Here is a 12,839-nt window from a genome sequence, read left to right as displayed (position 1 = left end):
TTCCCGGAAATCACCTGGTGCGAAAAAACCGGTTGTGGGGCGCGGGGGCGGTTCCTAGGGTGTGGGGCACACGAAGAAAGGAGGTGATCCGGAAGTGGTTTCTTTTCGGATGCGTGAGGTGACTGCGGGCTGAGGCCTGCCGTCGCACTCTGTGCAATGTCGGCAGGCCTCCTGCCGCAATCTCCAGCAGTCACCGACCCGCGGGCTCGCCGGCTCATCCGGCCGGCCTCTCCGTCAGGAGAGCCAGAGCCCGCGGGTTTCTGCTGTGCCGTGAGCTGTGCCAGGAGCTGTGCCACGAACATGAGTACGCGGCCCGGCTGCACTGAGTACCCGTGACGATGCCCGGCGCCCCGGCCGCCGCCCAGGATGGCGGCATGAACTCGACCGAGACCGCCCGGCAGGCGAACGACCCCTTCACGCCCAGCACCACGGCCGTACGCGTCTTCGCCGGGACCGGCCTGCTGCTGCTGGCGTTCTCCTTCGTCGTGACCCTGGTCGTGCTGCTGCGGCAGGCGTACGTCGGCGACGGCGCGAACGGCCCCTTGACCGGGCCGGCCCTGTGGTCCCTGGGCCTGTCCGGCGTCGTGGGCCTGTGGGCGCTGTGCCTGCCCCGTGACGCGGTCGGCCACGAGGTGCGGCGTGGAGCGGTGTTCGTCCAGTACGCCCTGGTGGCGGGCGGTCCGGTGCTGGCCGTCGTGGACTTCTCGTAGCCCTACGGCGCCAGCCGCTCGATCCGCCAGGCCTCGCCGTCCCGTACGTACCGCAGCCGGTCGTGCAGCCGGTTCTCGTGGCCCTGCCAGAACTCGACCGCCTCGGGCGCGACCCGGAAGCCGCCCCAGTGCGGCGGCACGGGCACCTGCTCGCCCTCCGGGTAGCGGGCGGCGAGCTCCTCGTACCGGGCGAGCAGCTCCGCCCGGGAGGCGATCACCGAGGACTGCTCGCTGGCCCAGGCGCCGAGCTGGGAGCCGTGCGGGCGGGTGCGGAAGTAGGCGGCCGTCTCGTCTCGGCCGACGCGGGTGGCCGTGCCGGTGACCAGGACCTGGCGGGCGACGGGGTGCCAGGGGAAGAGGAGCGAGACGTACGGATTGGTCTCCAGCTCCGCACCCTTGCGGGAGCCGTAGTTGGTGAAGAAGACGAACCCTCGTTCGTCGTAGTGCTTGAGCAGCACCGTCCGCGAGGAGGGCCGGCCGTCGGGCGTCGCCGTCGAGACGATCATGGCGTTGGGCTCGATGATCGCGTCGCTGTCGACGGCCTCCTCGAACCAGCGCGCGAACTGTTCCATCGGCCCGTCCGCGAGGTCCGCCTCCAGGAACTCGGCGGTGCGGTACTGCTCGCGCATGTCGGCGGGATCGAGAGCTGCTGGGTCGAGAGCGTCTGTCACAGGGCCATCCTGCCGTAGCGATCCAGTCTGCCCGGCACCGCGTGCCACTAATCTCCCTGACCGGTTCGGCGCAGTGTGCCGGATGTCACGCTTCCCCGCATCGGGTGAACCCGACAGACTCATGCGCTGGGTCACTGTTCCCTCCCTACGACGGTGAGGATGACCACCAGCCGTACGGGGCATCACCGCATCACCGGAAGACACCCCGGCCTGTAGCAACCTGTCGTACACCTCACGAGGAGCCGCCTGATGTCCGACTTCGTACCCGGACTCGAAGGAGTCGTCGCGTTCGAGACGGAGATCGCCGAACCGGACAAGGAGGGCGGCGCGCTCCGCTACCGCGGCGTCGACATCGAGGACCTGGTGGGCCAGGTCTCCTTCGGCAACGTCTGGGGCCTGCTGGTCGACGGGGCGTTCAACCCCGGCCTGCCGCCCGCCGAGCCGTTCCCGATCCCGGTGCACTCCGGCGACATCCGCGTCGACGTCCAGTCCGCTCTCGCCATGCTCGCGCCCGTGTGGGGCCTGAAACCGCTCCTCGACATCGACGAGCAGGAGGCCCGCGACGACCTGGCGCGTGCCGCCGTCATGGCGCTGTCCTACGTCGCCCAGTCGGCCCGCGGACAGGGCCTGCCGATGGTCCCGCAGAGCGAGATCGACAAGGCGGAGTCGGTCGTCGAGCGGTTCATGATCCGCTGGCGCGGCGAGCCCGACCCCAAGCACGTCAAGGCCGTCGACGCGTACTGGACGTCCGCCGCCGAGCACGGCATGAACGCCTCCACCTTCACCGCCCGTGTCATCGCCTCCACGGGCGCGGACGTGGCCGCGGCCCTGTCGGGTGCCGTCGGCGCCATGTCGGGCCCGCTGCACGGCGGTGCGCCGTCCCGCGTCCTCGGCATGATCGAGGAGATCGAGCGGACCGGCGACGCCGGCGCGTACGTCCGCAAGGCCCTCGACAAGGGCGAGCGCCTGATGGGCTTCGGCCACCGCGTCTACCGCGCCGAGGACCCGCGCGCCCGCGTGCTGCGCCGCACCGCCAAGGAGCTCGGCGCGCCGCGCTTCGAGGTCGCCGAGGCGCTGGAGAAGGCCGCCCTGGAGGAGCTGCACAACCGCCGCCCGGACCGCGTCCTGGCGACGAACGTGGAGTTCTGGGCGGCGATCATGCTGGACTTCGCGGAGGTCCCGGCGCACATGTTCACGTCCATGTTCACCTGCGCCCGCACGGCCGGCTGGTCGGCTCACATCCTGGAGCAGAAGCGCACCGGCCGCCTGGTCCGCCCCTCGGCCCGCTACGTGGGCCCGGGCTCGCGCAGCCCCCGCGAGATCCCCGGGTACGAGGACATCGCCGGCTGACGGCGACGACGTACGACGACGGCGCCGCACCCGTGAAAGGGGCGGCGCCGTCGCCGTGACGCGGGTCAGCCGAGCGCCTCGTCCAGCAGCGCCGCCCACTGCGCCACCACCCGCTCGCGGCGCGCGGTGTCGTCCGTGAGCAGGTTCGCCAGGCCCAGGCCGCGCGCCATGTCCAGCAGGCCCTGGACCGTCTCCCGTACCCCCGGCCGGGACTCGTCGGCGCCGAGCAGCTCGACCGCGATGCGGTGGGTCTCGCGGCCTACGCGCGCCTCCAGCTCCGTCACCCGGGGGCGCAGCTGCTCCTCGTCGGAGGCGGCCACCCACAGGTGCAGGGCCGCCCGGAACAGCGGGCCGGTGTAGAGGTCGACCAGGGCGGCGACGACCGCCGCGCGGCCCTGGCCCGGCAGGGCGCGCAGCGCCTGGGAGCGTTCCTCGGCGACGTACTCGACCGCCGCCGTGAACAGGTCCTCCCGCGTCGGGAAGTGGTGCTGTGCCGCGCCCCGGGAGACACCGGCGCGCTCGGCGACGACGGAGACGGTCGAGCCCGCCCAGCCGTGTTCCGCGAGGCAGGCGACCGCCGCCGCGAGGAGCCGCTGCCGGGTGGCCCGGCTGCGGTCCTGCTTCGGCTCCTTCGCGGTGGTCGTCACAACACCCATACGGGGTCCCGTCGTTCGAGGAAGGCCGTCATTCCCTCGCGTGCCTCCGCCGAGGCGAAGAGCGAGGCCGAGCGCTGTACGAGGTCCTCCGCATCGCGCTCGAACATCTCCAGCACCCTAGCCGCGACCAGCCTCTTGGCCTCCGCCAGCCCCTGCGGCGACGCCCTGCGCAAGCCCTCCAGCACCGGGACGAGGGCGTCGTCCACATCGTCCCCGACGACCGTGACCAGCCCGATCCGCGCCGCCTCGGCCGCGTCGAACCGCTCACCGGTGAGGTAGTAGCGGGCGGCGGCGCGCGGGTCGAGGCGCGGCAGCAGCGACAGGGAGATCACCGACGGCGCCACCCCGATCCGCACCTCCGTCAGTGCGAAGTCCACACCCGCCCCCGCCGCCACGATGTCGCACGCCCCGACGATGCCCAGCCCGCCGGCCCGCACGTGCCCGTCCACCCGGGCCACCACCGGCTTGGGCAGCTCCACGATCGCCCGCAGCAGCGCCACGAACGTGTACGGGCTGGGCGGGGCCTTCAGATCGGCGCCCGCGCTGAACGTGGCCCCGCTGTGGGTGAGCACCACCGCCCGTACCGCCGGGTCCTTGCCACAGTCGTCCAGCGCCTCGGCCAGCTCGCCGACGAGCCGCGCCGACAGGGCGTTGCGGTTGTCCGGAGAATCCAGCGTCAGGGTCGTGATGCCCCGCTCGTGCGCGGTGGTGACGAGTCTCGTCATGCGCCTTCCCGCTCCCTCAGTTCGCGCCGGAGGATTTTCCCCGACGCCGCCCTCGGCACGCCGTCGATGAACTCGACGCACCGGATCTTCTTGTACGGGGCGACCTTCCCTGCCACGAAGCCGATGATGTCGTCTGCCGTCAGGTCGCCCGCGTGCGGCTGCCGGACGACGTACGCCTTCGGGACCTCGTTGCCGTCCTCGTCGTACACCCCGATCACCGCCGCGTCCGCGACGGCCTCGTGGGTCAGCAGCAGCGCCTCCAGTTCGGCCGGGGCGACCTGGAAGCCCTTGTACTTGATCAGTTCCTTGACCCGGTCGACGACGAACAGCCACCCGTCCTCGTCGACCCGCCCGACGTCCCCGGTGTGGACCCAGCCGTCGGCGTCGATCATCGCGGCGGTCGCGTCGGGGCGGCCCAGGTACCCCTTCATCACCTGCGGGCCACGGATCGCGATCTCGCCCTCCTCGCCGGGGGCGACGTCCTTGCCGGGATCGTCCAGGGACAGGATCCGCATCTCGGTGCTGGGCAGGAGCTTGCCCACCGTGCCGGGCGGGGGGTCGGGTGCGTCCAGCGGGACGACGTGCGTGCCGGGCGACAGCTCCGTCATCCCGTACGCCTGCCGTACCGGCGGCAGGCCGAGGCGGGCCGAGCAGGCCTGGGCGAGGCGCGCGTCCAGCGGGGCGGCGGCGCTGACGACGTACTCCAGGGAGGAGAGGTCGTAGCGCTCGACCGCCGGGTGCTTGGCGAGCGCCAGGACGATCGGCGGGGCGACGTACAGGGCGTTGATGCGGTGCTTCTCGATCGCCGACAGGAACTGGTCGAGTTGGAAGCGGGGCAGGACCACGACGGTGGCGCCCTGGCGGAGAGGGGCGTTCATCAGGGCGGTCAGCCCGTAGATGTGGAAGAACGGGAGAACCGCGAGGATCCGGTCGCCCGGCCCCATCGGGACGGTCGGCTCCAGCTGCGCCAGGTTGGTGGCGATGGAGCGGTGGGTAAGCATGACTCCCTTGGGGACGCCGGTGGTGCCCGACGAGTACGGCAGGGCGGCGAGGTCCTCGTCCGGGTCGATGGCGACGGACGGTTCGGGCGCGGTCGAGCCGAGCATGTCGAGGATCGAGCGGTGCCCCTCGGCCTCGTCGCACACGAAGATCTCGGTCACGCCGCCCGCCAGTTCGGCGGCCCGCCGCGCGGCGGCGAGGAGCGGCGAGACGGTGACGATCCAACGGGCGGAGGAGTCGCGCAGCTGCTTGGCGAACTCCTCGGGAGTGGCCAGCGGGTGGACGGTGGTGACGGCCGCGCCGGCGCGCGTCGCGCCGTAGAAGACGACCGGGTAGGCGACGGTGTTGGGGCTGTGCAGGGCCAAGACGTCGCCCTTGCGCACCCCCGCCTCGGCGAGCGCGGCGGCGACCCGCCGGTGGTAGGTGTCGAGCCTGCCGTACGTGAGGGTCAGGTCGCCCGCCCCGTCGACGAGGGCGGGCTCGTCGGTGTACGCGGCGGCCGAGCGGGCCAGCACCGCGTCGTGGATGGGGAGGGAGACGGTCGGGACGTCCGCGTACTCGCTGTGGAACACCATCACGGCTCCTGTCAGTACGACTTCGGGAGACCCAGGGTCTGGTGGGACACGTAGTTCAGAATCATTTCCCGGCTCACCGGAGCGATGCGTGCCACTCGGGACGCGGTGATGAGCGACGCGAGGCCGAACTCGCGGGTGAGGCCGTTGCCGCCGAGGGTGTGGACGGCACTGTCGACGGCCTTCACGCACGCCTCGGCGGCGGCGTACTTGGCCATGTTGGCGGCCTCGCCCGCGCCGATGTCGTCGCCCGCGTCGTAGAGGTGGGCGGCCTTCTGCATCATCAGGCGGGCCAGTTCCAGCTCGATGTGCGCCTGGGCAAGGGGGTGGGCGACGGCCTGGTGGGCGCCGATGGGGGCCTTCCAGACCTGGCGGTCCTTGGCGTACGCGACGGCCTTGGCCACGGCGTACCGGCCCATGCCGACGGCGAACGCGGCGGTCATGATCCGCTCGGGGTTGAGCCCGGCGAAGAGCTGGAGCAGCCCGGCGTCCTCGTCGCCCACCAAGGCGTCGGCGGGAAGGCGTACGTCGTCGAGGGTGAGCTCGAACTGCTTCTCGTGGGCGTTCAGCTCCATGTCGATCTGCCGGCGCCCGAAGCCGGGCGCGTCGCGCGGGACGACGAACAGGCAGGGCTTGAGTTTCCCGGTGCGGGCGTCCTCGGTGCGGCCGACGACGAGAGTGGCGTCGGCGATGTCGACACCCGAGATGAAGACCTTCCGGCCGGTGAGCACCCAGTCGTCCCCGTCGCGGCGGGCGGTGGTGGTGATCCGGTGGGAGTTGGAACCCGCGTCGGGCTCGGTGATGCCGAAGGCCATGGTCCGGGTGCCGTCCGCGAGGCCCGGCAGCCAGCGGGCCTTCTGCTCGTCGGTGCCGAACCGGGCCATCACGGTGCCGCAGATGGCGGGCGAGACGACCATCATGAGCAGCGGGCAGCCGGCCGCGCCCAGCTCTTCGAGGACGAGGGACAGTTCGGCCATGCCGCCGCCCCCGCCGCCGTACTCCTCGGGGAGGTTGACCCCGAGGTAGCCGAGCTTGCCGGCTTCCGCCCAGAGCGCCTCACGGTCGTGTTCGCGTCCGTGGCGCTGCCCGAGGGCGGCGACGGCGGCGCGGAGGGCCCGGTGCTCTTCGGTCTCGACGACGGTGCTCATAGGTCGGTCTCCTTCTCCGGTGCTTCCTGTACGACGGCGAGCAGGGCACCGACCTCGACCTGGCGGCCGGGGACGGCGTGGAGCGCGGTGAGCGTGCCGGAGGCGGGAGCGGTGATCCGGTGCTCCATCTTCATCGCCTCCAGCCAGACGAGCGGCTGCCCGGCCTCGACGCGGGCGCCGGCCTCGACGTCGGCGACCCGGACGACGGTTCCGGGCATGGGCGCGAGCAGCGAGCCGGGCGCGGTGCGCTCGGCCGGGTCGGTGAACCGGGGGCGGACGGCGAGCCGGTGGGGTCCGACGTGCACGGTGCCGTCGCCGTACGCGGCCACCTCGAAGCGCCGTACGACGCCGTCCACTTCGAGGCTCACCGACTCGGGTGATACGGCCACCACGCGCGCGTGCGGGTGGGATTCGACGGTGAACCCGCCGGCCCGGGTGGGCCGGTAGCGCACCTCGTGGTCGCCGTACCGGGCGCTCTGCGGCTGCGACGGTACGTTGCGGAAGGCGCCGAACCGGCCGGAGCGGCGGGACGCGGCGGCGAGGGCGGCGGCGACGGCCGCGTACTCCTCACCGGGCTCGGGGGCGGTCAGCGCGTCCAGGTTCCGCTCGTAGAACCCGGTGTCGAGGCGCCCCGCCACGAAGTCCGGGTGCCGCAGCGACCGCACGAGGAGGTCCCGGTTGGTGACGGGGCCGTGCACCCGGGCCCGCACCAGGGCGTGGGCGAGCCTGCGGACGGCCTCCGCGCGGGTGGGCGCGTGGGCGACGACCTTGGCGAGCATGGCGTCGTAGTGGACGCCGATCGGGTCCCCCGCGGCGTACCCGGCGTCGACGCGGAGCCCGGCACCGGTCACGATGTCCAGCGCGTGCAGGACGCCCGTCTGCGGGGCCCAGTCCCGGGCCGGGTCCTCCGCGTACAGGCGGGCCTCCACGGCGTGTCCGGACGGGGCCGGGGGCTCGGGAGGCAGCGCGTCGCCCTCCGCCACGCGCAGTTGCAGGGCCACGAGGTCCAGGCCGAAGACCGCCTCCGTGACGGGGTGTTCGACCTGGAGCCGGGTGTTCATCTCCAGGAAGTACGCCTGGTCACCGGCGACCAGGAACTCGACGGTGCCCGCGCCGACGTACCCCACCGCCTTGGCGGCGGCCACCGCCGAGGCGTGCAGCGTCTCGCGGAGGGCGGCGCTCAGGCCCGGTGCCGGGGCCTCCTCGATGACCTTCTGGTGCCGCCGCTGGAGCGAGCAGTCCCGGGTGCCCAGCGCCCACACCGTGCCGTGCGTGTCGGCCAGGACCTGCACCTCGACGTGGCGGCCCCGCTCGACGTACGGCTCCGCGAACACCTCGCCGTCCCCGAACGCCGAGCGTGCCTCGGCGGTCGCCGCCGCCAGCTCGCCGGGCAGCGCGGCCAGGTCCCGTACGACCCGCATGCCCCGGCCGCCGCCGCCCGCCGCCGCCTTCAGCAGGAGGGGGAGGTCCTCGTCCGTGGCCTTCACCGGATCCACGGGCGCGAGGAGCGGGACGCCCGCCGCCGCCATCAGCTCCTTCGCCCGCGTCTTGGACGCCATCGTCTCGATCGCCTTCGGCGGCGGGCCGACCCACGTCAGGCCCGCGTCCATGACGGCCCGCGCGAAGCCGGCGTTCTCGGACAGGAACCCGTACCCCGGGTGCACCGCGTCCGCGCCCGCCGCCAGGGCGGCCTTCACGATCAGGTCGCCGCGCAGGTACGTGTCCGAGGGCGCCGCCCCCGGCAGCCGTACCGCCGCGTCGGCCTCGCGTACGTGCAGGGCGCCCGCGTCGGCGTCGGAGTGGACGGCCACCGTGTCGATGCCGAGCGAGCGGCACGTACGGAAGACGCGGCAGGCGATCTCGGCCCGGTTGGCGACAAGGACAGAAGAGATCATGGAGTGGTCCTCACATCCGGAAGACGCCGAAGCCGCCGCGCGCGCCTTCGACCGGGGCGGTGTGGATCGCCGACAGGCACAGGCCGAGGACGGTCCGGGTGTCGCGCGGGTCGATGACGCCGTCGTCGTACAGCCGTCCCGACAGGAACACCGGCAGGGACTCGGACTCGATCTGCTGCTCCACCATGGCGCGCAGCGCGGCGTCGCCCTCGTCGTCGTACGGCTGCCCCTTGGCGGCGGCGGACGCGCGGGCGACGATCGACAGGACGCCGGCGAGCTGCTGCGGGCCCATGACGGCGGACTTGGCGCTGGGCCAGGCGAACAGGAAACGGGGGTCGTAGGCGCGGCCGCACATGCCGTAGTGCCCGGCGCCGTACGACGAGCCCATCAGCACGGACAGGTGCGGGACCTTCGAGTTGCTGACCGCGTTGATCATCATCGCGCCGTGCTTGATGATGCCGCCCTGTTCGTACTCCTTGCCGACCATGTAGCCGGTGGTGTTGTGCAGGAAGAGCAGGGGGATGTCCCGCTGGTTGGCGAGCTGGATGAACTGCGCCGCCTTCTGGGACTCGGCGGAGAACAGCACCCCTTGGGCGTTGGCGAGGATCCCGACCGGGTAGCCGTGCAGGCTCGCCCAGCCGGTGGTGAGCGAGGGGCCGTACAGCGGCTTGAACTCGTCGAAGTCCGAGCCGTCGACGATCCGGGCGATCACTTCGCGCGGGTCGAAGGGCACCTTGAGGTCGCCGGGGACGACGCCGAGGAGCTCCTCCGGGTCGTACTTCGGGGGTTCGGCCGGCTCCGGATCGGGGTGGGCCTTGCGGTGGTTGAGGCGGGCGACGATCCGGCGGGCCTGGCGGATCGCGTCGGCCTCGTCGGCGGCGTAGTGGTCCGCGAGGCCCGACACGCGCGCGTGCATCTCGGCGCCGCCGAGGGACTCGTCGTCGCTCTCCTCGCCGGTGGCCATCTTCACCAGCGGCGGGCCGCCGAGGAAGACCTTCGACCGCTCCTTGATCATCACGGTGTGGTCGGACATGCCGGGCACATAGGCGCCGCCCGCCGTCGAGTTGCCGAACACGACCGCGATCGTGGGGATTCCGGCGGCGGACAGGCGGGTGATGTCGCGGAACAGCGCCCCGCCGGGGATGAAGATCTCCTTCTGGGAGGGCAGGTCGGCGCCGCCCGATTCGACGAGGCTGACGCAGGGCAGGCGGTTGGCGTACGCGATCTCGTTGGCGCGCAGCGCCTTCTTCAGCGTCCAGGGGTTGGACGCGCCCCCGCGCACGGTCGGGTCGTTGGCGGTGACCAGGCACTCGACGCCTTCCACCACACCGATGCCGGTGACGATCGACGCGCCCACCGGGTAGTCGCTGCCCCACGCGGCGAGCGGGGACAGCTCCAGGAACGGGGAGTCGGGGTCCAGGAGCAGCTCGATCCGCTCGCGGGCGAGGAGCTTGCCGCGCCCCCGGTGCCGGTCGGTGTACTTCTCGCCGCCGCCTTTCAGCGCTTTCGCGTGCTCGGTCTCCAGCTCGGCGAGCTTGGCGAGCATGGCCTCGCGGTGGGCCGCGTAGTCGGGCCCGGTGGTGTCGAGGGTGGTGGGGAGGACGGTCACAGCAGGGCCTCCGGGATGTCGAGGTGGCGGGCGCGCAGCCATTCGCCCAGCGCCTTGGCCTGGGGGTCGAACCGGGCCTGGGCGGCGACACCTTCACCCAGCAGGCCGGTGACGGTGAAGTTGAGCGCGCGGAGGTTCGGCAGGACGTGCCGTACGACTTCCAGCGGTCCGGTTTCCGGGAGGAGTTCGCGCAGCCGGTCGACGGTCAGCGTGTGGGCGAGCCAGCGCCATGCCTCGTCCGTGGGCGCCCACACCCCGATGTTGGCGTCGCCGCCCTTGTCACCGCTCCTCGCCCCGGCGACCAGCCCCAGCGGGGCGCGGCGTACCGGGCCGTCCGGGAGGGGTTCGGGCAGGGGCGGCTGAGGGACGGGCTCCAGGACCTGGGTGCGTGCCGCCGCCGGGATCACCGCGCGTGCGCCGTCCGGGAGTACGGCGGTGTGCGTGACGGTGCCGGGATCGACGTACACCGCCTCGAACACCCCGTAGGGCGCGCCCTTCCCCGGCGGGGCGGTCATGTGGAAGCCCGGGTAGCTGCCGAGGGCCAGCTCGACGGCCGCGCCGCTCACCGCCCGGCCCACCACGTCGGGGTCGGCGTCCCGGACGACCAGCCGGAGCAGGGCGCTGGCCGTCTCCTCGGTGGCGGCGTCCGGCCGGTCGGTGCGGGCGAGCTCCCACCGCACCTCGGCGGGTTTCACCGCAAGGGCCCCCTCCAGCTGCTCGCGCACCAGCCGCGCCTTGGCCTCGATGTCGAGTCCCGTCAGCACGAACACGACCTCGTTGCGCCAGCCGCCGAGCCGGTTCAGCCCGGCCTTCAGCGTCGGCGGCGGCGCCTCGCCCCGTACGCCGGAGATCCGCACCCGGTCGGGGCCGTCCGCGTCCAGCGCCACCGTGTCGAGCCGCGCCGTCACGTCCGGTCCCGCGTACCGCGCGCCTCCCGTCTCGTACAGCAGCTGCGCGGTGACCGTGCCGACGTCGACGACCCCGCCCGTACCGTCGTGTTTCGTGATCACGGCGGACCCGTCCTCGTGCAGCTCGGCGAGCGGGAAGCCGGGCCGGCGTACGTCGTGGCGGGTGAAGAACGCGTAGTTGCCGCCCGTCGCCTGCGTCCCGCACTCCAGGACGTGCCCGGCGACCACCGCGCCCGCCAGCCGGTCGTACTCCTCCGGCCCCCACCCGAACCACCATGCCGCCGGTCCGCTCACCAGCGCCGCGTCCGTGACCCGCCCGGTCACCACCACGTCGGCCCCGCCGCGCAGGCACGCCGCGATGCCGCCGCCGCCGAGGTACGCGTTGGCCGTCAGCGCCCCCTCCGGCACCGGCAGCTGGTCGCCCTCGACATGGGCGACGCGCACCTCCGGCAGCCCGAGGCGCTCCGCGAGGGCGCGCAGGGCCTCGGCGAGCCCGGCCGGGTTGAGGCCTCCGGCGTTGGCCACGATCCGCACGCCGCGCTCGTGGGCGAGCCCGAGGCCCTCCTCCATCTGGCGCAGGAACGTCCTGGCGTAGCCGAGCCCCGGGTCCTTGAGCCGGTCCCGGCCCAGGATCAGCATGGTCAGCTCGGCGAGGTAGTCGCCGGTGAGGACGTCCAGCTCGCCGCCGGTGAGCATCTCGCGCACGGCGTCGAAGCGGTCGCCGTAGAACCCGGAGGCGTTGCCGATCCGCAGCGGCCGCTTCACGACGCGCCCTTGGCCGCCCGGCCGGGGCCCGCCGGTCCGGCGAAGGCCTGCGCGATGTCGAGCCACCGGTCCGCGTCGGGGCCGTCCGCCCGTACCGCCACGTCGTCGCGGTGGGCCCGCTGGGTGACCAGGAGGCAGAAGTCCAGGGCGGGGCCGGTGATCCGCTGGGGGGCGTCCTCGGGCCCGTACGCCCACACGTCCGAGCCGTCCGGTGCGGTCAGCTCCACCCGGAAGGGTTCGGCGGGCGGCTTGAGGCCTCGTACCGCGTACGCGTAGTCCCGGGCCCGTACGCCGATCCAGGCGACGTGCCGCAGCCGGGCGGTCGGGGGGCGTACGGCGCCGAGGGCGTCGGCGACGTCCTGGCCGTGCGCCCAGGTCTCCATCAGCCGGGCGGTCGCCATGGACGCGGCGCTCATGGGCGGCCCGTACCAGGGGAAGCGGGCGCCGGCGGGGGCGGCCCGCAGGGCGGCCAGGAGCCGTTCCCGGCCGTCCCGCCAGCGGGTGAGCAGCTCGTGGGGAGGTGCGGCGGCGCCCGCCTCGGCCCCGTCGTCGACGAAGGTGCCGGGCGCCTCGAGCGCCTCGTCGACGTGGGCGGTGAACCCGTCCGCGTCCGTGACGGCGAGCAGGGCCGCGTCGTCGGTCCAGGCCAGGTGGGCGATCTGGTGGGCGACGGTCCAGCGGGGCGCGGGGGTGGGGGTGGCCCAGCCGTCCGGTTTCAGGCCGGCGACCAGCCGGTCGAGCTCCTCGCTCTCGTCGCGTAGATCATCCAGCAGGGCATCGGACACGGTGCGCTCCCTCCGGGACACGGCAGTGCGGGCCCCGGAGCATGGC

At 73.2% G+C, this 12,839-nt stretch carries 11 protein-coding genes; 2 read left to right on the top strand and 9 right to left on the bottom strand.

From position 1 onward, the window contains the following. Nucleotides 1-374: 374 nt before the first annotated feature. Complete coding sequence (locus tag ABT360_RS12040; protein WP_351814102.1) at nucleotides 375-710, top strand: hypothetical protein; 336 nt, start codon at nucleotides 375-377, stop codon at nucleotides 708-710. Nucleotides 711-712: 2 nt separating this feature from the next. On the opposite strand, the gene pdxH is transcribed toward ABT360_RS12040, so the two are convergent. Continuing rightward, on the bottom strand, nucleotides 713-1,339 hold the full coding sequence (gene pdxH, locus ABT360_RS12035; RefSeq protein ID WP_351814197.1) for a pyridoxamine 5'-phosphate oxidase: 627 nt from the start codon (nucleotides 1,337-1,339) through the stop codon (nucleotides 713-715). Between the two features lie 291 nt (nucleotides 1,340-1,630). Here pdxH and ABT360_RS12030 point away from each other — a divergent pair, with 291 nt between their 5' ends. Next, entirely contained in the window at nucleotides 1,631-2,731 is a 1,101-nt protein-coding gene (locus ABT360_RS12030) for a citrate synthase 2 (protein ID WP_351814100.1), read from the top strand. Nucleotides 2,732-2,796: 65 nt separating this feature from the next. On the opposite strand, the gene ABT360_RS12025 is transcribed toward ABT360_RS12030, so the two are convergent. The 8 genes from ABT360_RS12025 to ABT360_RS11990 are packed head-to-tail and all read right to left on the bottom strand — an operon-like array spanning nucleotide 2,797 to nucleotide 12,793. Next, a complete protein-coding gene (locus ABT360_RS12025) occupies nucleotides 2,797-3,387 on the bottom strand; it encodes a TetR/AcrR family transcriptional regulator (protein ID WP_351814098.1) in 591 nt (196 codons plus the stop codon). Then, nucleotides 3,375-4,112, bottom strand: a complete 738-nt coding sequence (locus tag ABT360_RS12020) for an enoyl-CoA hydratase family protein (RefSeq protein ID WP_351814096.1) — start codon at nucleotides 4,110-4,112, stop codon at nucleotides 3,375-3,377. The genes ABT360_RS12025 and ABT360_RS12020 overlap by 13 nt, the downstream gene beginning before the upstream one ends. Beyond that, nucleotides 4,109-5,686, bottom strand: a complete 1,578-nt coding sequence (locus ABT360_RS12015) for a 4-coumarate--CoA ligase family protein (protein WP_351814094.1) — start codon at nucleotides 5,684-5,686, stop codon at nucleotides 4,109-4,111. Before ABT360_RS12015 ends, ABT360_RS12020 begins: the two co-directional genes overlap by 4 nt. A gap of 11 nt (nucleotides 5,687-5,697) precedes the next feature. Then, entirely contained in the window at nucleotides 5,698-6,831 is a 1,134-nt protein-coding gene (locus ABT360_RS12010) for an acyl-CoA dehydrogenase family protein (RefSeq protein ID WP_351814092.1), read from the bottom strand. Next, a complete protein-coding gene (locus ABT360_RS12005; protein ID WP_351814090.1) occupies nucleotides 6,828-8,726 on the bottom strand; it encodes an acetyl/propionyl/methylcrotonyl-CoA carboxylase subunit alpha in 1,899 nt (632 codons plus the stop codon). Before ABT360_RS12005 ends, ABT360_RS12010 begins: the two co-directional genes overlap by 4 nt. A gap of 10 nt (nucleotides 8,727-8,736) precedes the next feature. Continuing rightward, the gene (locus ABT360_RS12000; protein WP_351814088.1) at nucleotides 8,737-10,335 is read right to left on the bottom strand and encodes an acyl-CoA carboxylase subunit beta; all 1,599 of its coding nucleotides are present in this window, start codon (nucleotides 10,333-10,335) and stop codon (nucleotides 8,737-8,739) included. Next, nucleotides 10,332-12,008 (bottom strand): acyclic terpene utilization AtuA family protein, encoded by a 1,677-nt coding sequence (locus ABT360_RS11995; protein ID WP_351814086.1) that lies wholly within the window; start codon nucleotides 12,006-12,008, stop codon nucleotides 10,332-10,334. Before ABT360_RS11995 ends, ABT360_RS12000 begins: the two co-directional genes overlap by 4 nt. Next, complete coding sequence (locus tag ABT360_RS11990) at nucleotides 12,005-12,793, bottom strand: TIGR03084 family metal-binding protein (RefSeq protein ID WP_351814085.1); 789 nt, start codon at nucleotides 12,791-12,793, stop codon at nucleotides 12,005-12,007. The genes ABT360_RS11995 and ABT360_RS11990 overlap by 4 nt, the downstream gene beginning before the upstream one ends. Nucleotides 12,794-12,839: the final 46 nt, after the last annotated feature.

Origin of the sequence: Streptomyces sp. NPDC000229, from assembly GCF_040300825.1 — a bacterium.
Lineage (GTDB): Bacteria > Actinomycetota > Actinomycetes > Streptomycetales > Streptomycetaceae > Streptomyces.
The sequence above is the reverse complement of the archived record's forward strand: the minus strand, read 5'-3'. Positions and strand labels throughout refer to the sequence as shown.

Coding starts and splice junctions, on each gene's coding strand:
- ABT360_RS12040 (WP_351814102.1), top strand. CDS start 375: ATGAACTCGACCGAGACCGCCCGGCAGGCGAACGACCCCTTCACGCCC.
- pdxH (WP_351814197.1), bottom strand. CDS start 1,339: ATGCGCGAGCAGTACCGCACCGCCGAGTTCCTGGAGGCGGACCTCGCG.
- ABT360_RS12030 (WP_351814100.1), top strand. CDS start 1,631: ATGTCCGACTTCGTACCCGGACTCGAAGGAGTCGTCGCGTTCGAGACG.
- ABT360_RS12025 (WP_351814098.1), bottom strand. CDS start 3,387: ATGGGTGTTGTGACGACCACCGCGAAGGAGCCGAAGCAGGACCGCAGC.
- ABT360_RS12020 (WP_351814096.1), bottom strand. CDS start 4,112: ATGACGAGACTCGTCACCACCGCGCACGAGCGGGGCATCACGACCCTG.
- ABT360_RS12015 (WP_351814094.1), bottom strand. CDS start 5,686: ATGGTGTTCCACAGCGAGTACGCGGACGTCCCGACCGTCTCCCTCCCC.
- ABT360_RS12010 (WP_351814092.1), bottom strand. CDS start 6,831: ATGAGCACCGTCGTCGAGACCGAAGAGCACCGGGCCCTCCGCGCCGCC.
- ABT360_RS12005 (WP_351814090.1), bottom strand. CDS start 8,726: ATGATCTCTTCTGTCCTTGTCGCCAACCGGGCCGAGATCGCCTGCCGC.